Genomic DNA, 19594 nt, shown 5'->3' on the forward strand with positions numbered 1-19594 from the left:
ACCATGCCATGACCTCTCGCAACCTGCTCCGGCGCCTTGACCTCACCACGCTGCAACTCTTTCTCGCGGTTTTCGAGGAAGGCACGCTCACACGCGCGGCAGAACGTGAAGCGATCGCGGTATCGGCGGCGAGCAAGCGGTTGCTGGAACTCGAGCAAGCGGTCGGCGCCGTGTTGTTCGAGCGCAAGGCGCGTGGAATGGAGCTCACGCCTGCGGGCGAAACGCTTCTGCACCATGCGCGCCGCGTGTTGCGCGATGTCGAGAATATCGGCATCGAACTGGCGGAACATGCGAGCGGCGTGCGCGGTTATGTGCGGATGATGGCGAATCTTTCCGCCATCGTCGAATTCCTTCCGGAAGATTTACGCGCGTTCATCACCGTGCACGATCAGATCAAGATCGATCTGGAGGAGCGGCCGAGCGGCGGCATCGTGGAAGGCGTGCTGGATAGTCTCGTCGATCTCGGCATTTGTTCGGGCGATGCCGACACGCGCGGACTTCAATCCACGCATTACCGCCATGACCGTCTCGTGATCGTGACGCCGGGCGATCATCCGCTGAGCCAACGCGAGCACGTCACTTTCGCCGATACGCTCGACTTCGACCATATTGGCCTGCATTCGGCCAGTTCCATCAATATGCGCACGCATCTGGCCGCGCGGCAAGCTGGCAAGGCGTTGCGGCTGCGCATTCATGTGCCGGGCTTCGATGCCGTTTGCCGCATGGTTCAGGCGGGCATGGGCGTGGGCGTGTTGCCGCATCGCGTATTCGAGGCGATGGGGCGACAGCTTGGACTCGCTGCCGTCGCGCTCGACGAGGAGTGGGCCGCGCGCAGCCTCGTGATCGTCGTGCGCGATACGGGCGCGTTGTCGCCAGTGAGCCGTCTTTTGTTCGATCATTTGCGATCGGTGGAAGCGGGCACATAAGCGAGCGTTCGTCATCCGCGAACGATGCTTGCCAAAATGCGGTTGGACGCGCTCGAGCGTTCGCCAATAAGCTTGTCTCAAGCAAATCATAAATGGAGACAAGCACCATGAGCGGACCCCTCAAGGGCATTCGCGTCATCGAGATCGGCACCCTCATCGCGGCGCCTTTCGCGGCGCGCATGCTGGCCGAATTCGGCGCCGAAGTCATCAAGATCGAAACCCCCAACGGCGGCGATCCGTTGCGCAAATGGCGCAAGCTTCATGAAGGCACGTCACTCTGGTGGTATCTACAGTCGCGCAACAAGAAATCCGTGTGCGTGAATCTCAAGTCGCCGGAAGGCGCGGACGTCATCAAGCGTCTTGCGGCGGATGCGGACGTCGTCATCGAAAATATGCGGCCGGGCGCGCTCGAAAAGCTTGGCCTTGGCTGGGACGTTTTGCATGCAATCAACCCGAAGCTCACGATGGTACGCATTTCCGGCTACGGTCAGACGGGCCCGTATCGTGACCGGCCGGGCTTCGGTGCAATCGGCGAAGCGATGGGTGGCATTCGGTATACAACCGGCGATGCCGATGGCCTGCCCGCGCGCGTCGGTGTCAGTCTTGGCGACTCACTGGCGTCGCTGCATGGCGTGATCGGCGCGTTGATGTCCCTGTTGCGCGTCAAGACCGGACAAGGCGACGGTCAGGTGGTCGATGTCTCGCTCGTGGAAAGTGTTTTCAACCTGATGGAGAGCCTCGTACCCGAATACGATTTGCTCGGGCATGTACGCGAGCGCAGCGGCGGCGCGCTGCCGGGAATCGCGCCATCGAACACCTATCGGACCGAGGACGGCGGCTTCGTCGTGATCGCAGGCAACAGCGACCCGATCTACAAGCGTCTGATGAACGTGATAGACCGCCCCGATCTCGCCGACGATCCCGCGCTCGCGCACAACGATGGTCGTGTGCGGCAGAGTGCGATGCTCGACGAAGCCATCGCGGCGTGGACCACGCATCATGCAATGGAGGATGTGCTCGACACACTCGCCGTTGCGGAAGTCCCTGCGGGACGCATCTATTCCGTTGCGGACATCATCGACGATGCGCATTACCAGGCGCGCGATATGTTGCTGCAGGCCGACTTGCCGGGCGGTGCATCGGTGAAGATGCCGGGAATCGTGCCGAAACTGTCGGATACGCCAGGCGAAGTGCGCTGGCAAGGCCCGACGCTTGGCGAACATACGCAATCGGTGCTGGAATCGCTCGGCTTCGATGCAAGCGAAGTGCAAAGGCTTCGTGCCGAAGGAGCGGTTCAATGAACGATGATCGTTTGCTCGTTCAGGAAGTCGCGCCGCGCGACGGCTTGCAGATCGAATCGAAATGGGTCGAGACTGCCGACAAGATTGCATTGATCGATGGTCTCTCGGCGTGCGGCTTCACGCGCGTCGAAGCGGGCTCGTTTGTATCGCCGAAAGCCATTCCTGCGTTGCGTGATGGCGAGGCCGTGTTCAAGGGCATCGAGCGTCAAGAAGGCGTGATCTATGTCGCGCTGGTGCCGAACGTGAAGGGCGCGCAGCGTGCGCTCGATGCGAACGCCGACGAACTGAACCTCGTGATGTCTGCAAGCCAGACGCACAATCGCGCCAACATGCGCATGAGTTGCGAGGCATCGCTCGAGGGCTTCGGGGATATCGTCGCGCTCGCGCAAGGTACGAAGGCCATGCTCAATGCAACGGTTGCCACCGCGTTCGGCTGTCCGTTCGAAGGGCATATCGATGAAGACCGCGTGGTGTCGATCGTGCGGGCATATCGCGAGTTGGGTATCGATGGCATCACGCTTGCCGATACGACGGGCATGGCGAATCCGCGACAGGTCGCGCGGCTCGCTACGCGCGTGCTGGAGCAAGTGCCGGCCAGTGCGTTGACGTTGCATTTTCATAATACGCGAGGACTAGGTCTTGCAAACGTACTCGCCGCATATAACGCAGGCGCACGCCGGTTCGATGCCGCGCTCGGCGGCCTGGGTGGCTGTCCATTTGCGCCGGGTGCATCGGGAAACATCTGTAGCGAGGACCTTGTGAACATGTGCTACGAGATGGGCATACCCACAGGCGTCGATTTGCAGAAGCTCATCACGTTGTCACGCACTTTGCCTGCGCTCGTCGGCCATGACGTGCCGGGACAAGTCGCGAAGGCAGGACGCAACTGCGACCTGCATCCCGTTCCCGATTACGTGCGCGCAATCTGAAATCATCGACGACAAACCATACGACCGGATATCACAAAACAATCCGGCCACTTTGCTTCGAGCAAGGAGACAAACATGAGTGACTTGAGCGTAGGTGCGCCGCGTGAGCAGGCGCTAGGCAATACCGCGGACATCATCCGCAAGGTGGCATGGCGGCTCATGCCACTCATCATGCTGTGTTATCTGTTCGCGTTCTTCGACCGCATCAATATCAGCTTCGCGAAGTTTCAACTGCAAAGCACGTTGGGTTTCTCCGATACCGCCTACGGTCTCGGCGCGAGTCTCTTCGTGATCGGCTATGTGCTTTTCGAAGTGCCGAGCAACTTGCTGCTCTACAAAGTCGGTGCGCGTCGATGGATAGCGCGCATCATGATTTCATGGGGTATCGCAACGGCGCTGATGGTTTTCGTGCAGACCGAGTGGCAGTTCTATGGCTTGCGCTTCATCATCGGCGCGATGGAAGCGGGCTTTGCGCCAGGCGTGCTTTACTACCTGACGCTGTGGTTTCCGGCGAGCTATCGCGGACGTATCACGTCGCTGCTGTTTCTTGCATCGGCGTTCTCGGGTTTGTTTGGCGCCCCGTTGTCCGGGCTCGTGCTGGGGCATATGAACGGCGTGTTCGGTATCGCCGGATGGCATTGGCTCTTTCTGCTTGGCGGCCTGCCTTGCGTGCTGCTTGGCATTCTCGTTTTGAAGGTGCTGAAAGATCGTATCGACGATGCCGCGTGGCTCACGGGCGCCGAGAAGACTTACCTGAAAAGCCAAATCGCGACGCAGAGCCAGCACACGGACTCCGGGCACTCGCTCTTCGGCGCGATCAAGACACCCGGTTTTCTGATGCTCGGACTGATCTACTTTCTGATTCAAGTCGGATCGTATGGTCTCAACTTCTGGGCGCCGCATTTGATTCGCGCCGCCGGGACGGAGAATCCGACGATCATCGGTCTGTTGACGGCGGTGCCTTATATCTGCGGGGCGATCTGCATGGTCGTGGTAGGGCGCATGTCGGATCGCTCCGGCGAGCGGCGCAAGTTCGTCTGTGTATTGCTTCTGATGGCGGCTGCAGGCTTCTTCGCGGCCGGCGTGTTCGACAAGCAGACGGCGTTGTTGATCGCCGCGCTCGGTGTGATGGGTGCGGGCGTGATTGCATCGATTCCGGCGTTCTGGGCGTTGCCGCCCAAGCTATTGACGGGAGCAGGCGCGGCGGGCGGGATCGCGCTTATCAATACGCTTGGACAGCTTGGAGGCATCGTGAGTCCGGTGATGGTCGGACGTATTCGTGATGTCACCGGCAGCACGACGCCTGCGCTGTATGCCATCGGTGCGATGAGCCTGATTTGCGCGCTGCTGCTCTTGTATGGGCTGCCGCAGTCGTTGCGGCAAAGGGATCATTCGGAGAAATAGGACCAAGGTGGTCCGAGGAAGGTTGAAGAAGCGCCCGGCGATGGTTGTTCACCGGGCGCTTTGCCTATTGCATGCTGCATTCGGTACGTTGAATGCAGAATGGGATTTGTCGACACGTGGCCGTTCTTCACGCTTGGTGCTTTCACGTTGTGCAGCCTTTTGCATGCAAAAGTCAAAGAAACTCGGCGTGCAATAGGATCGTGGTTAGCGCGTTGCGTTGCTTGTACGAGTGCACGCAACGTAAAGATCTACGTCTTGTCCGTTGCACTCTGCATGCAAAATGCCGCCGACCATCCGACGGCACACTGCATGCAAAATGCAACCAGTCACGCATCAAGCAACCGCCGACAATGCCGTGCAATCTGCCGTTCCTCCTCGGTCTCCACAACCCGATGCGAAGCCCCAAGAAACGAAAGCCCATCGAGAACCTGCGCACGAACCGCCTCGCTATGCTCGCCAATTCCTCCGCTGAACACGATTTCATCCAGCCCGCCGAGCAAAGCCGCATACCCGCCGATAGTCTTTCGTATCGCCGTGCAAAATACGTCGATGGCAAGCGTTGCGTTCGCATCGCCGTGATCGCGGCGTTCGATTAGCGTTTGCATATCGTCGTCCGATTCCGATAACGCTTTGAGACCGCTTTGCCGATTCACGAGCGTCTCCAGCGCATCCGCGTCGAGCGACTCCTGGCGCAAGAGATGAATCAGCACACCGGGATCGAGGTCGCCGCTGCGCGTCGCCATCGGAATGCCGCCGGTGGGCGTCATCCCCATCGACGTATCGATTGAATGGCCATTCTGCAGCGCGCACAGGCTTGCGCCGCTGCCAAGATGCGCGATGACCGTGCGCGGCTTCAGCTTCGCGCCAAGCGCGTTGACGATAGATTCATACGACAGCCCGTGGAATCCATAACGCATGACACCACGCTCGGCAAACTCTCGCGGTAACGCATAACGCGTCGCGCGCTCCGGCATCGTGCGATGGAATACCGTATCGAAGCATGCAAAATGCGGTATGCCAGTGAAGATGCCCTGCGCTTCGTCGATGAGGGCAAGCGATTGCGGCAGATGCAGCGGCGCAAACGGCACGGCGTCGCGCAACGTGTCCTTGAGCGCGGAAGTAATCTCGCGATGCTCTCGCACATCCGGCCCACCATGCACCACTCGATGCCCGACCGCTGCAAGCGGTTCGCGCATATGTTCGCGCAGAGCATCGGCGACACGTTGCAACGCGTCGTGCTGCGACTCCATCAGATGGTCCTGCGCGACATCGATCTGCTTGTCGGAAGAACGCATCGTCAAGGAACCGTTGTCGCGGCCGATGCCCTTCGCGCTGCCCGTGAGCCACGCCTCATCGTCGCCGTCGTTCGCCATGAACACGCCGAACTTGAGCGAAGACGAGCCGCTGTTCAACACGAGAATGCCCTGTGTCATGGTGTCAGTCCTTCCATGTCCACTCGCGGATCTCGTCGCGGTCGATACCTTCCGTATGGGCATACTGCACGCTCTCGATGATCTGATTCTTGAGCCATTCCTTCGTATGCGCGGCGGTATCGGAGATACGTTCCACGCGGTCGATCACGTCGATGGCAAGCGAGAAGCGATCGACGCCATTGATGATCGCAAGCTCGAACGGCGTGTTGATGTTGCCGCGCTCGCAGTAACCATGCACGTGCAGATTGTCGTGATTCGTGCGGTTGTACGTGAGTTTGTGCACGAGCGACGCATAGGAATGGAAGTTGAAGATGACCGGTTTATCACGCGTGAAAATGGAGTCGAAGTCGCGATCGGAAAGACCATGCGGATGGTCCGTATCCGGCATCAGCCTGAAAAGATCGACGACATTGACGAAGCGTATCTTCAGATCGGGGCATTGCGCCTTCAAAATCTCGACGGCGGCGAGCGCTTCCATGGTCGCGATATCGCCCGCGCTGGCAATCACCACGTCGGGCTCGTGGCCCTTATCCGTCGATGCCCAATCCCAGATGCCAATGCCCTTCGCGCAATGCACGATGGCATCTTCCATGTTCAGATACTGCAGATGCGGCTGCTTGTCCGCGACGATCACGTTCACGTAATCGTGCGAGCGCAAGCAATGATTCGCGACGCTCAACAGGCAATTCGCGTCGGGCGGCAGATAAATTCGCACGACACCCGGGCTTTTGTTCGTGACGACATCGAGAAAGCCAGGATCCTGATGCGTGAAGCCGTTATGGTCCTGCCGCCATACCAGTGACGTGATCAACAAATTGATCGATGGCACCGGCGCGCGCCACGCAATCTCATTCTTTGCTTTTTCGAGCCACTTTGCGTGCTGATTGAACATGGAGTCGATCACGTGCACGAAGGCTTCGTAGGTCGCGAAAAGACCGTGGCGACCGGTCAACACATAGCCTTCGAACCAGCCTTCGAGCGTGTGTTCGGAGAGCATCTCCATTACGCGGCCATCGACGGAAAGGAAGCCGCCGTCTGCATCTTCGGGCAGCGTTTCCGCAAGCCAGCGCTTGCCCGAAACTTCATATACGCCGTCGAGTTTATTGCTCGCGGTTTCGTCCGGACCGAATAGACGGAAGCGCGTCATGTTGCGACGGATCACTTCGCGCAGATAAATGGCGAGCACGGCCGTTGGCGACTGATACGTCCCGGCCGCGCTTTTGAATTCGAATGCAAAATCACGAATGTCGGGTAGATCGAGCGATTGCCGCAACACGCCGCCGTTTGCATGCGGATTCGCGCTGATGCGGCGCGCGCCTTCCGGCGCGAGTTCGCGCAGCGGCTCGATCAGCCGGCCGTTCTCGTCGAACAACTCCTCGGGCTTGTAACTGCGCATCCAGGTTTCGAGTACCTGCAGATTTTTGCGATTGGTCGCCGGATCGGCCACTGGCACCTGATGCGAGCGCCAGAAATTTTCGACCTTGTGACCATCCACTTCTTTCGGACCGGTCCAGCCTTTCGGCGAACGCAGCACGATCATCGGCCAGCGCGGACGCTCCACCTTTTCCTTGCTCGCGCGCGCACGCTCTTGAATTGCGCGAATCTCGCCGATGCAATGTTCCAGCGTCGCCGCCATCTTCTGATGCATGGTGTCGGGGTCGTCGCCCTCGACGAAATAGGGCGTGTAGCCGTAGCCCTTGAAGAGCGCTTCGAGCTCCTCGTGGGGAATGCGCGCAAGGATGGTCGGATTGGCGATCTTGTAGCCGTTCAGATGCAAGACCGGCAGCACGGCGCCGTCGGTTATCGGATTGAGGAACTTGTTCGAATGCCAGGACGTGGCGAGCGGTCCGGTTTCGGCTTCGCCGTCGCCGACCATCGTGGCGACGATCAGTTCGGGATTGTCGAAGGCTGCGCCGAACGAATGCGACAAGCTATAGCCGAGCTCGCCGCCTTCGTGAATCGATCCCGGTGTTTCCGGCGTGCAATGCGAGCCGATGCCACCCGGCGAAGAGAAGGCGCGAAAAAGCCGCTGCATGCCGTGTTCATCGGCGCTGCGATCGGGATAGATTTCCGAGTAATGGCCTTCGAGGTAAGAGTTGGAAAGCGTGGCGGGCGCGCCGTGTCCAGGGCCCGAGACGAACATGACGTTGAGATCGTCGCGCTTGATGAGACGGTTTAAATGCACCCATACGAACGATTGCCCCGGGTCCGAGCCCCAGTGGCCGAGCAAACGCCGTTTGATGTGTTCGGGCTTGAGCGGTTCGCGCAGCAAGGGATTCGCGCGCAAATAAATCATGCCGACCGAAAGATAATTGCAGGCTCGCCAATATGCGTCGAGCTTACGCAGGAGGTCGGTGGAAAGAGGCGTCTCGGTTGCTGTCCTGCCTTGGACGTCGTCGTTCAATTGCATCTCCTTGCGGTGAAGTGAGAAATCGAGCGTCGGGATACGGCCTGGCGCGTGTGCTTGCCATGTTCGAGCTTTATTGTTGCGCTTTAGTTGCAGCGCCGTGCGGGAGTGTGACGCGATGCCGCGAACATCATACTTGGGTTCGCCAGATGATGTCCGCAAGCATGCAGAGGCAGGTTAATCGCGGGCGGATTGCCTGAGATCGTAGTCCATCAGCAGCGCTTTATGGGTTTCCCATATGCCGATGTAATGCACCATGAAGCTCGTCGGCCGCTGATAAATCCAGGGTGTGTTGAAGTCGATAAGGCTAGCTACCTGCGTTGCGTCGAAGTCGGGGCGCGTGGAAAATTCGGCGTTGAAATAATATTGATCGCCTTTATTTGCGTAGACAGTGGATTTGTCGTCGATGCAATTGCACGCTTCGAGTATGCGATGAAGCGAATCGTAATTACGTTGCGTGCGCTTGAGTCCCATGATGCCGGAATTGAAGCGCCAATAGCCGATATCGCGTGCAAACACCGCTTCCTTGTCGTGCATGATGGATTCGAGCGGCCGGTTCATGTCCTTGATGAGCACGTCGGCGTCGACCCAGAAAATCCATTCGTGATTCGGGAGGGTTTCGCGCAGTAAGGCCGCCTTGAGCCAATTGCCCGAAGTTTTACCGTCGTTCAGATGCGCGGGAATTTCGCGGTGCACGTAAAGTGTATAGCCGTGGCGCTCGCAGTATCGCGTGAAATTGGCTTCGGCAATACGGCCGTAAATCGCGATGTTCGGCGTGTATAGCGTCACTATCGCGACCGACCGATTCGGCTGTCGAATACTGACGGCGGATGTATCGGTAATGCCGGTGTCGTTTAGCGAAAGCAGTGGCAGGCCGCGCGTCTGGCAGTCGTTGATATGTTCGAGGAGCGCATTGCGGAATCGCCGATGATGCTTCTGGTCACAAATCTTGACCGAGAAAGCAGACCAGTGCGCCCAGACGCTCTCGACGTTGGTGGAGGCGGGCACGACAGCCATGACATCACCCACGCGGTACCGCGACGGACAATACGCAAATGCCTGCAAGAGGAGCGCTTCTTCCTTCGGAAGCACGACGCCATTGCGGCATCGCGTGACTATCTCGAACAACTCACGCATGACGTGCTCGGTCTTGCGCCAAATTTGCATGTCGAGTTGCGGCAGATCGGACTCGATGCAGGTTAGAAGCCAGTCGCGGCCCTGCATGAGTTCCGGCAGAGCGAGCGGCCTGAGAATCGCGGCATTCTCGTTCAACAGCAAGACGAGTTCGTCCTCATTCGCCAAGCCGAGCTGATGCAGCAGCGTTTCGTATTTGATGATCCAGCGTGTTTCGTCGCTGCAGCCGCTGATTTCGGACATATCGATTTCGATGTGCCGATAACCATGCCCGCGCGCATAACGCCGATGATTCGCAAGCGCGGCAGGCGCATGGTCGAAAAGCAGACTGATGACGATCATAAGACGTAGAAATGGCCAGAAGCGCGGAGCCTTAAGGATCAGTGACAGCCTACCTTTCTCGCATGGGATTCGTCCGAAAAAGCCTGATAAACGCAGTTTCAAAACCCCTCATACAATGACCGCATGACCCGCACCGACGCCCTGAAGGGCTTTCATCCCGCCGTCGTCAACTGGTTTCGCGCGCATTTCGAAACGCCGACCGCCGCGCAGGCGCGCGCGTGGCCGCTCATCCACGCGCGCCGTTCCACGCTCGTGGCTGCGCCAACTGGCTCGGGCAAGACGCTGACGGCCTTTCTCGCCGCGCTCGACGAACTCGTGCGCGAAGGCGTGGAAAGCGCGGCAAGCGGCAAAGTGTTGCCCGACGAGACGCGCGTGGTGTATATGTCGCCGCTCAAGGCCTTGTCCAACGACATTCGCGTAAATCTGGAAGAGCCGCTTGCGGGCATTGCGCGCGAGCTTGGCCCCGACGCGCCGCTGATACGCGCCGCCGTGCGCACGGGCGACACGACCCAGCAGGAACGCAGCGCCATGCGAAAGCGCGCGCCGCATATTCTCGTGACGACGCCTGAATCGCTTTACGTGCTGCTGTCGTCCGATTCCGGCCGGGCGATGCTTTCGACCACGCGCACGGTGATCGTCGATGAAATCCATGCCGTGGCGGGCAGCAAGCGCGGCTCGCACCTGAGTCTGAGCCTCGAACGGCTGGATGCGTTGTGCGAGGCGCGCGGCGCGGCGCGGCCGGTGCGCGTCGGTTTGTCGGCGACGCAAAAGCCGATCGAGCTCGTCGCGAAGTTTCTCGCGGGCGTCGGAAAGCCGTGCGAGATCGTGGACGTCGGTCACGTCCGCGCCCGCGATCTCGCCCTCGAAATGCCGCCGATGCCGCTCGAAGCGATCATGTCGAACGACATGTGGGAGCGCGTCTATGACCGGCTGGCCGAGCTTTCCGGCATGCATCGCACGACGCTCGTCTTCGTCAATACGCGGCGCATGGCCGAGCGCGCGGCGCGGCATCTGACCGAGCGCCTTGGCCGGGACGCGGTCGCGGCGCATCACGGCAGCCTTGCGCGCGAGCAGCGGCTTTCCGCCGAACAGCGCCTGAAGCGCGGCGAATTGCGTGTGTTGATCGCGACGGCATCGCTGGAATTGGGTATCGATATCGGCGATGTCGATCTCGTCTGCCAACTCGGCTCGCCAGGATCGATCGGCGCATTCTTGCAGCGCGTCGGGCGCTCGGGGCATCACGTCGGCGGCGTGCCGAAAGGGCGGCTCTTTCCGACTTCGCGCGACGACCTGATCGAGTGCGCGGCCTTGCTCGATTGCGTGAGGCGTGGCGAACTCGACGCGCTTTCCATTCCGCGCGCGCCGCTCGACGTGCTCGCACAGCAAATCACGGCGGAGGTCGCCTGTCGCGAATGGGGCGAGGATGAATTGTTCGAGCTGATCGGGCGTGCGTATCCGTACGCGACGCTCGAGCGCGCCCGCTTCGACGAAGTGGTGCGCACGCTCGCCGAAGGCTATACGGGGCGGCAGGGCGTGCGCGCGTCGTATGTTCATCGCGATGCGGTGAGCCGCACGTTGCGCGGACGGCGCGGCGGCAAGCTGACGGCCGTGACTTCCGGCGGCGCGATTCCCGACAACGCCGACTTCGCCGTGCTGCTGGAGCCGCAGGGCTTGCAGATCGGCACGGTGAACGAGGACTTCGCGGTCGAGAGTCTGGCTGGAGACATCTTTCAGTTAGGTAATACGTCGTACAGGATCATGCGGATCGAAGGTGGCCGGGTGCGAGTGGAGAACGCGAATGGTCAGCCGCCGAACATTCCGTTCTGGCTTGGAGAGGCGCCGGGGCGCAGCAGTGAGCTTTCCTTCGCGATCGCGCGGTTGCGGGCGGGGGTGGATGCGCGGTTGGCGAGTGTCGGGGCCAAGAGCGCGAAGGATATAAGCCTCGCGCATGGCGCCAATGACGCGTACGCGGCGAACGCGGCGAAGGACGCGCGCAACGCCGACAGCGCGAAAGACGCACTTAGCGACTCGCTAGCTCCCACCATCGCATGGCTCGCCGATGAAACCGAAGGCATCGGCGCCGATGCCGCGCGTCAGATCGTCGAATATCTCGCACGCGCACGCGCCGCGCTGACCGTGCTCCCGACCCAGGACACGCTCGTCATGGAGCGTTTCTTCGACGAATCCGGCGGCATGCAACTCGTGATTCACGCGCCGTTCGGCAGCCGCGTCAATCGAGCGTGGGGTCTCGCGTTGCGCAAGCGTTTCTGCCGCACCTTCAATTTCGAACTGCAGGCGGCGGCGACGGAGGATGCCATCGTCCTGTCGCTCACGGGCAGCCACAGCTTCGCGCTCGATGAAGTCTGGCGTTATCTGAAATCGGCAAGCGCGGAACATGTGCTGATCCAGGCGCTGCTGGACGCACCGCTTTTCGGCGTGCGCTGGCGCTGGAACGCGACCAACGCGCTCGCCTTGCCGCGCTATTCGGGCGGCCGCAAAGTCGCACCGCAGTTGCAGCGCATGCGAAGCGAGGACTTGCTCGCCGCCGTTTTCCCGGATCAGGTCGCGTGCGCGGAAAACATCGCGGGCGAGCGTGAGGTTCCGCGGCATCCGCTGGTCGAGCAGACTCTCGACGACTGTCTGCACGAAGCGATGGACAGCGAGGCTTGGCTTGCACTTTTGCGTCGTATCGAAACGGGCGATGTGCGGCTCGTCACACGCGAGTTGCCCGCGCCGTCGCCGCTTGCCGCCGAGATCTTGTCGGCGCGGCCGTATGCTTTTCTCGACGACGCCCCGCTCGAAGAGCGCCGCACGCAGGCTGTCTTGGCGCGCCGCTGGACCGATCCGCAATCGACCGATGATCTCGGCGCGCTCGATGCCGACGCTATCGAAAGCGTGCGCGCGGAAGCCTGGCCCGCGGTGACGAGCGCCGATGAGATGCACGAAGCGCTGACCGGTCTCGCGTGCATCGCGCATGGCGAGGCGGCGCGTTGCGACGGCTGGCCAGCGTGGCTCGACGCGCTCGCACGCGCCGGGCGTGCGACGCGCTTGCAGATTGCGGAGCACGACGCGCTGTGGATCGCCGTGGAGCGGCTTGCCTGCCTGCGCGCGGTCTATACGCATGCGCCGATGCATCCCGCACTGCAGCCGCCGCCCGGTTTCGACCATGCCTGGACTGAAGACGACGCGCTCGTCGAGATCGTCCGCGCGCGGCTTTCGGGATTCGGTCCGCTGACGGTGCCGGAAATTGCGCGTCCGCTTGCGTTGCCTGCGTCGAGCGTGGCTTCGGCGTTGACGCGTCTGGAAGCCGAAGGCTATGTGATGCGTGGCCGCTTCACGCCCACGGCTAAAGACGAGGAATGGTGCGAGCGGCATCTGCTGGCGCGGATTCATCGCTACACGGTGCGGCGTTTGCGTCGCGAAATCGAACCCGTGGAGCGGCAGGATTTCATGCGTTTCCTGTTCGAATGGCAACGCGTCGCGCCGGATTCTCACGGCGAAGGCCGCGATGCGCTTCTCGGCGTGCTCGAACAGCTCGAAGGTTTCGAGGCGCCCGCCGTGGCGTGGGAGGATGACATCCTGCCGGCGCGCATCGCCGATTACTCGGGCATGTGGCTCGACGAGGCTTGCCGTGCGGGCAAGATCGTGTGGACGCGTCCGGCCGGCCGTGCGCGCGCGACGGGTGGCCCGGTGCGCGGCACGCCGATCGTACTGCTGCCGCGTCGCCATCTGAGGGCATGGAATACGCTGATGCGCCCCGACGAAGCGCCGCAGCTGTCGTCGCGCGCGCAACGCGTGTTCGAGGCCCTGAGCACGCACGGCGCGATGTTCTTCGACGAACTTCTCGCCGATGTACGGCTCCTGCGCACGGAACTCGAAGACGGGCTCGGCGAACTAGTCGCGCTGGGCCTCGTCAACGCGGACAGTTTCGCGGGCTTGCGCGCGCTTCTGGCGCCGGCCGCCAAGCGCAATGTGTTCGCGCGGCGGCAGCGTCGCGGCGGGCTTTTCATCGGCGGGATGGACGATGCGGGCCGCTGGGCGCTCTTGCGTCGAGCCAATTCCAACGATGATGCGGACATCGAGCACGTCGCGCTTGCGCTGTTGCGCCGGTATGGTGTCGTGTTCTGGCGACTGCTCGAACGCGAAGCGCAGTGGCTGCCGCCGTGGCGCGATTTGCTGCGTGTCTATCATCGGCTCGAAGCGCGTGGCGAGATTCGCGGCGGGCGCTTTGTTGCGGGACTCGCGGGTGAGCAGTTTGCATTGCCGGATGCGGTGCCGCTGTTGCGTGACGTCCGCAGGCGGGCGAAAGAGGGCGCGCTCGTCGCGCTTGGCGCGGTCGATCCGCTGAACCTCGTGGGCACGTTGCTGCCAGGCGAGAAAGTGCCGGCGATTGCGGGCAATCGCGTGTTGTTTCTGGATGGCTTGCCGGTTGGGGCGGTCGTGGCCGGTAAGACGCGATATCTCGGCGATTTCGATGGCGATACACGCGAACGTATCAGGCTTGCGCTTGTGAAGCGGAGCGGGCGATCGATCGGTACGCCATTGACGGGCGGAATGGGCACGATCGGGATGACGGTGCGTAGTTGACGCACCGCTCGTTGGCGTTTTGCATGCAAGATGCAGCGCGGTGGCATTTTGTATTACGACCACCGTGCCTCGCGTTGCTGCTTGCTTCAATGCATAAGCAGCACGCTAATCGTTCACCCCGCGAACATCGACGGACGTAAGCGCTATGTCCTCAAACGCTACTTCTTCGACACGATCTTGGTGGTGAATGGCCCAGGCTTTTCAGCGGGCACATCGTTCACCGGCACGCCTGGATAATCGACCACGCGATTCGCTTTCGCTTTCGGCCTGATACGAAAGAGCGGACGGGCACCGTTGCGTGCACCGCCCGTGATCGCGGTCATTGCCTGACGGTCCAACTCGATGCTGTCCGCGAGATCCTTGATTTTGACGATGGCCATGACTGTGTCCTCCAAAAAAGTGAGAAGCCTGAAGCCGCGCCGATCCCGGTCAGATGCGGCGCGTCGAACTTACCTTGCATGCAGCATGCACATTCGACCAACGCAGAACGCATTAAGTATATGCATTTCGTCTGACGCTGCCATGCAAGGCTACTCGTGCCGCCGCAACCGTTTCATTCTGACCGGATGTGCCAAGCGGCAAGACGGCGGAGGGGTGTCACCCTTGGCCGTTTGTATGATGCATGCGTGATTCACTGAATGCACCATGCCTGATCGAGAGTGCAACGTCGTAGCCTTTCCGGTCACGTCATGCATCAGGTATGCCAGTCGAACGCCTTGGCATGAACGAATCGACGGACCCAAGTGTGACGTGCTTTACGCGGCGACGAGGCGCTTGGCCAACCGCGCGCAATAAGACGCAAAAGCCCGTACCTGACTTAACCGAACCAACACCCGAACCAAACATGTCGGTATCCGAACGACATGTGCGCGATGCCGCGCATCATCGAAAACGCCATTTGCGTAAGGCGCATGCGAAGGCTAGTATCAAGCGATTACTGGGTATTTGTTACGACAAGTGAATTGTCGGTCGATTTGGAGCCGCGTCGCGTCGCACAGATGACAAGCTTTGCGCAGGCGATTCGTACATATCGGGGCGACGGCGGGTCGCGCGACGAGTTCTTTGCCGGGGTCGATGGCGCACTCGCCATCGAACGAACTCCGGCCAAGCGGCTCATGGAGATCCTCGACGAGGAGCACGCGGCTCGGCCTCTGCCACCCGATATCTACGTTGCCATTCGACGCCGCATCGAACATGTGGCGCTCGCTCATCCCGAAACAGAGTTCGGCACCGGCTTCGCGCCCGGCCGCGACGAGACGCGCATGCAGACCACGCCGGGTTTCCCGGCGCCTTTGCCGCCGCGCGCATCGGGCGACGCGAGCGCATCGACGTCCGGCCACGCCACGCAGGTGCTCACGGAAGTCGTTCAGGTCAAGGGTGTCGGCGACACGCTGAACAATCGCTTCGTGCTGGAAGAATGTCTCGGCATCGGCGGGATGGGAACGGTCTACAAAGCGCTCGATCTGCGCAAGCTGGAAGCGTCGGATCGACGGCCGTACGTGGCGATCAAGGTTCTCAATCTTCAATTTCGCGGCAACCCGAAATCGCTGATCGCACTGCAGCGCGAGGCGCGCAAGGCGCAGCAACTCGCGCATCGCAACATCGTGACCGTGTACGATTTCGATCGCGATGGCTCGATCGTCTATCTGACGATGGAATATCTTTCCGGCCAGCCGCTTTCAAGAATGCTTCGGAACCCGAACTTCAAGGGTCTGCCGTTTGCCGAAATGTTTCCGATCTTCAAGGGCATGGCGAACGCGCTCGCATACGCGCACGAGCGAGGCTTCGTCCATTGCGATTTCAAGCCGCCGAACGTTTTTCTCACCGATACGGCGGAAGTGAAGGTGATCGACTTTGGCATTTCGCGTGTAATCACGCGCCCCGAGGACGAAAGCGAGGCCACGGTCTTCGATCCCGGCAGCCTGGGCGCGCTCACGCCTGCCTATGCAAGTCCGGAGATGCTCGAGCATCGCGAGCCCGATCCGCGTGACGATATCTACGCGCTTGGCTGTATAGCGTACGAATTGCTGGCGGGGAAGCATCCGTTCGAGCGCGTTCCCGCGCTGCAGGCAAAGAGCGCCAACATGAAGCCGCAGCGGCCCGAGAATCTGGGCAACAAGCAGTGGAAGGCGCTCAAGGGCGCGCTGGCGTTCGAACGCGAGGCGCGAACGCCGAGCGTCACGCAGTTCCTGGATGAGCTTAGCGAACCGCCTGCCGCTGCGCCCGCAAGCAATAAACCGAAGCGCGAAGGCGGCCCCAGGATTGCGATCGGAGCCGTAGCAGTTGCGGCGATGATTGCTGCCGGCGCGGGCTATTACTTCTTCGAGCAGTCAAAAAACAGCGAACAAGCGCCACCCTCGAACGCGAGCGCAAGTCCGGTCGAACCAGTAAGACCGTCGAGCGCCGAACCCCAAGCGAGCGCGTCGGTGGTCGCGATCACGCCTGCCGTTCCCGTCGCCGCCGCGCCGCAGCTTACGATGGCCGCGGTCACGCCGGTGCTGGCGAGCGCGCCGTGTTCGGCGCTCGTGGCATCGGTTCACGATCAGACTGTCGATGTGCAGGGTTTCATATCGGAGAAATACGGGCTCGCGCGTTTGAAGGACACGCTTGGACGCGTGCCCGGCGTGAAGACCACCAACTTCGGCGTGCAGCAAGTCGTCGACGACAAATGCGATCTGCTCAAAGTCTTCGCGCCTTACTGGACGGCGAACCGGCAGTTGGGACATCCGGCATCGGTCCATACGCGGTCGAACCAGTTGCGCCTGACCGAAGGCGATCCGCTGATCGTCGATCTGATGACGCCCGCGTTCGAGTCCTACGTCACAGTCGATTACTTCATGCTCGACGGCAGCGTGGTGCATTTGCTGCCGACCGAAAGATCCCGCGACAACCAGGCGCCTGCAAACTACGCGGCCACACTCGGCTCGATGGGCGATTGGGTCGTCGGCAAGCCGTTCGGCTCGGAGATGATCGTATTGACCGTGACGCCCGCGCCGCTCTTCGATGACATCCGCCCGGACAGCGAAGCGAAGAGCGAATATCTGCGCGCACTCGACAAGCGTCTTACGGCGCTCACCGGCAAATACGGACGCGATAAAGTCGTCGTGGACATGTTCCAGATCACGACGCAGGCGAAGAAGTGAGCGTCGCCACGTAAGCGACGGCTCACCGGACCGTTGGCTGATCTCGCGCGATCAAGCTTGTGGTTTGTTGACCGACGCCTTCAGTTCCTGCAACGCATCCTCCATGCGCTTCGTGACGAGCGCATACGCTTCGGCCTGCGTCTGCTGCGTGGTGCGGGCGATGTCCTGCATATCGGCGAGCGCATTGTGCAATGCCCGTTGCACGACTTCGTTGGCGTTGAACGGCGGTTTCGCGGCCGACGATGCCATTTGCTTGGCGATATCCTCCAGATCGCCCAGCGTGCGCCGCAAGATTTCAAGTTGCTTGTCGCGCAAGGCCTCGATGCCGCCGAACGCAACGCGATTGGTGGCCGCGAGCGCCTCGACGTCTTTGCGTCGCGATTCCATGATCGCGGTGACATCGAAACCGGGAAGCTGATACTGCTGAAACATGGCGGCAAACTGGCTGAACGGATCGCTGAATTTCTGATTCATCTTGCCTCCCAGGTCGTTCGGTGGAGCGCGTTCTCATGCATGGAGCCATTCGATCGCGCGGCAACGTGCGCCGTGTGCCACGTCTTCTCGACGCGCGGACCGGCCCCTGATACTACCAATTTAACCGTGCTAAATGGGGCAAGGGAAAACACCAGAGCGATTGCATTCAAACGACCAACTGTCGGGATGCTTAATGCAAATCAAGGCGCGTCGCGCCGCAGCGAGCACGCAATAGAGCAACGGTTGACAGGCCGCGCGACTGGCGGCCGGGATCGGAGGCGAGGAAGGGTCGTTACGACGGTCCGCGTGGTCTTCGTTTAGTTGGCCAGCGCGGCACGGGCATGGTGTTCGACCGCCACGCAGTTTCCAATTACCGCGCGATAGCGATTGCGATTGCGCTTTTGCACGACAAACTTCGTCAGGCCGCTCATGCCGCTATCGAACGGCGACCCATTATCTTCGAGATGTCGTGCCTGCCCGCTTCAGAGCGCGGTCCAGTTGACCTCCTCGCCAGCGAATACGCCGTGCTCCGCCTTGATCTGCGCGCGGTCGATACATTGCACATGCCAGCGTCCCTCGCTCTGTGCGCCGGATTGATCGGTGTACCAGAGCGCGCGTCCGGCGAGCCCTTCGGGCGGACCGCCCGGTACGTCGAAATCGAGTTGTTCGAGCACGCAGATCGGTTGCGGCGCATCCTGCCCGCAGATCACGGTGTCGCCCGCGCCTTTGGTCAGACCGCCCCAATCAGGCACGTCCATCGATTGGTGACCTTCGCGTGACCAGCGGCTGGATTCTCTGTCGAGCCACAAAATGGCGTAGGCGGCCGATTGCGCGCCTTCGAATCCATCCAGCTTGACGGTGATACGCATGACTTCCTCCATTACATCGATTTGGCGGACGGGACGCTCGAGCGCTTATTCGCGCTGGCCATGAGCGTCTTCGATTTGAACGGTGGCGTCGCGCGCCACGCTGTAATACGTGTCTTTAGTTATTTTTGTATTCGGTATGCACTTAAACACTCGCGGGTTTAGGCGCAATGTCTGGTTCGAGCGCGATACTGGCGATCGGTTCGATAAGCCGAAAGAAATCCAAATCGGTCGGTGCTGTGATGGCTCCAAGCCATGAGTGCTGCGGCGCACAACAACGCGATCAACTTAAAGCAAGTGCGATGCCGACCTCAGCTCCTGCACGATGGTGAAGCTTAGTACGCCAATCTGACGCTTCGGAGGCATGGCGGTACTTTTGCATTGTCGATGAATGCACTACCTCGTCAGCCCGCGCCCCAACAGCATGCCTGCGTGCCCCACACCGGACCTACACGCCGAACACGCTCATTGCACTGCAGCAACTCAGATTCGCTATGGGTATTCGGTCGACGATATGCGCGGTCCATCCATTCAGATTGATAGCGTCTTCAAGTTGGAGCGTCGATGGCAACCGGCTGACGATTTTTGATTCAAGGGATGTAGGCGCGAGCCATAGGCACCCGCAGGCAGTTTGATATTTCGTCCTGC

At 60.9% G+C, this 19594-nt stretch carries 12 protein-coding genes; 6 read left to right on the top strand and 6 right to left on the bottom strand.

The genetic code is table 11. The features are described 5' to 3' along the window. The first annotated feature begins 8 nt into the window (after positions 1-8). From ACYQ47_RS02495 to ACYQ47_RS02510, 4 genes are all read left to right on the top strand, one after another. A complete protein-coding gene (locus ACYQ47_RS02495) occupies positions 9-926 on the top strand; it encodes a LysR family transcriptional regulator (RefSeq protein WP_244828354.1) in 918 nt (305 codons plus the stop codon). A 107-nt stretch (positions 927-1033) separates the two neighbouring features. Continuing rightward, entirely contained in the window at positions 1034-2227 is a 1194-nt protein-coding gene (locus ACYQ47_RS02500; protein ID WP_244828353.1) for a CaiB/BaiF CoA transferase family protein, read from the top strand. After that, complete coding sequence (locus ACYQ47_RS02505) at positions 2224-3156, top strand: hydroxymethylglutaryl-CoA lyase (RefSeq protein ID WP_459904365.1); 933 nt, start codon at positions 2224-2226, stop codon at positions 3154-3156. Before ACYQ47_RS02500 ends, ACYQ47_RS02505 begins: the two co-directional genes overlap by 4 nt. A gap of 75 nt (positions 3157-3231) precedes the next feature. After that, positions 3232-4560, top strand: coding sequence for an MFS transporter (locus ACYQ47_RS02510; RefSeq protein ID WP_244828349.1), 1329 nt, complete (start codon positions 3232-3234; stop codon positions 4558-4560). 326 nt (positions 4561-4886) lie between these two features. Here ACYQ47_RS02510 and ACYQ47_RS02515 read toward each other — a convergent pair whose 3' ends face one another. The 3 genes from ACYQ47_RS02515 to ACYQ47_RS02525 form a co-directional block, all read right to left on the bottom strand. Further along, a complete protein-coding gene (locus tag ACYQ47_RS02515; protein ID WP_250526644.1) occupies positions 4887-5993 on the bottom strand; it encodes an acetate/propionate family kinase in 1107 nt (368 codons plus the stop codon). Between the two features lie 4 nt (positions 5994-5997). Further along, positions 5998-8397 (bottom strand): phosphoketolase family protein, encoded by a 2400-nt coding sequence (locus tag ACYQ47_RS02520; RefSeq protein WP_459904367.1) that lies wholly within the window; start codon positions 8395-8397, stop codon positions 5998-6000. Between the two features lie 180 nt (positions 8398-8577). After that, entirely contained in the window at positions 8578-9876 is a 1299-nt protein-coding gene (locus ACYQ47_RS02525; RefSeq protein WP_459904368.1) for a glycosyltransferase family protein, read from the bottom strand. Positions 9877-9999: 123 nt separating this feature from the next. Between ACYQ47_RS02525 and ACYQ47_RS02530 the strand changes: the two genes are divergently transcribed. Beyond that, positions 10000-14463 (top strand): Lhr family helicase, encoded by a 4464-nt coding sequence (locus ACYQ47_RS02530; protein ID WP_459904369.1) that lies wholly within the window; start codon positions 10000-10002, stop codon positions 14461-14463. A 158-nt stretch (positions 14464-14621) separates the two neighbouring features. Here the strand turns inward: ACYQ47_RS02530 and ACYQ47_RS02535 are convergent, their stop codons facing one another. Further along, a complete protein-coding gene (locus tag ACYQ47_RS02535; RefSeq protein WP_250526648.1) occupies positions 14622-14843 on the bottom strand; it encodes a hypothetical protein in 222 nt (73 codons plus the stop codon). 618 nt (positions 14844-15461) lie between these two features. Here ACYQ47_RS02535 and ACYQ47_RS02540 point away from each other — a divergent pair. Further along, positions 15462-17606: a serine/threonine protein kinase gene (locus tag ACYQ47_RS02540; protein WP_459904370.1), complete on the top strand. Its 2145-nt coding sequence runs from the start codon at positions 15462-15464 to the stop codon at positions 17604-17606. Between the two features lie 51 nt (positions 17607-17657). On the opposite strand, the gene phaP is transcribed toward ACYQ47_RS02540, so the two are convergent. Beyond that, positions 17658-18080, bottom strand: coding sequence for a phasin family protein (gene phaP / locus ACYQ47_RS02545; protein WP_244828337.1), 423 nt, complete (start codon positions 18078-18080; stop codon positions 17658-17660). Positions 18081-18562: 482 nt separating this feature from the next. Beyond that, positions 18563-18949, bottom strand: a complete 387-nt coding sequence (locus ACYQ47_RS02550; RefSeq protein ID WP_244828335.1) for a DUF3564 family protein — start codon at positions 18947-18949, stop codon at positions 18563-18565. Between the last annotated feature and the right edge of the window lie 645 nt (positions 18950-19594).

It is taken from the genome of Caballeronia sp. HLA56 (assembly GCF_054655155.1).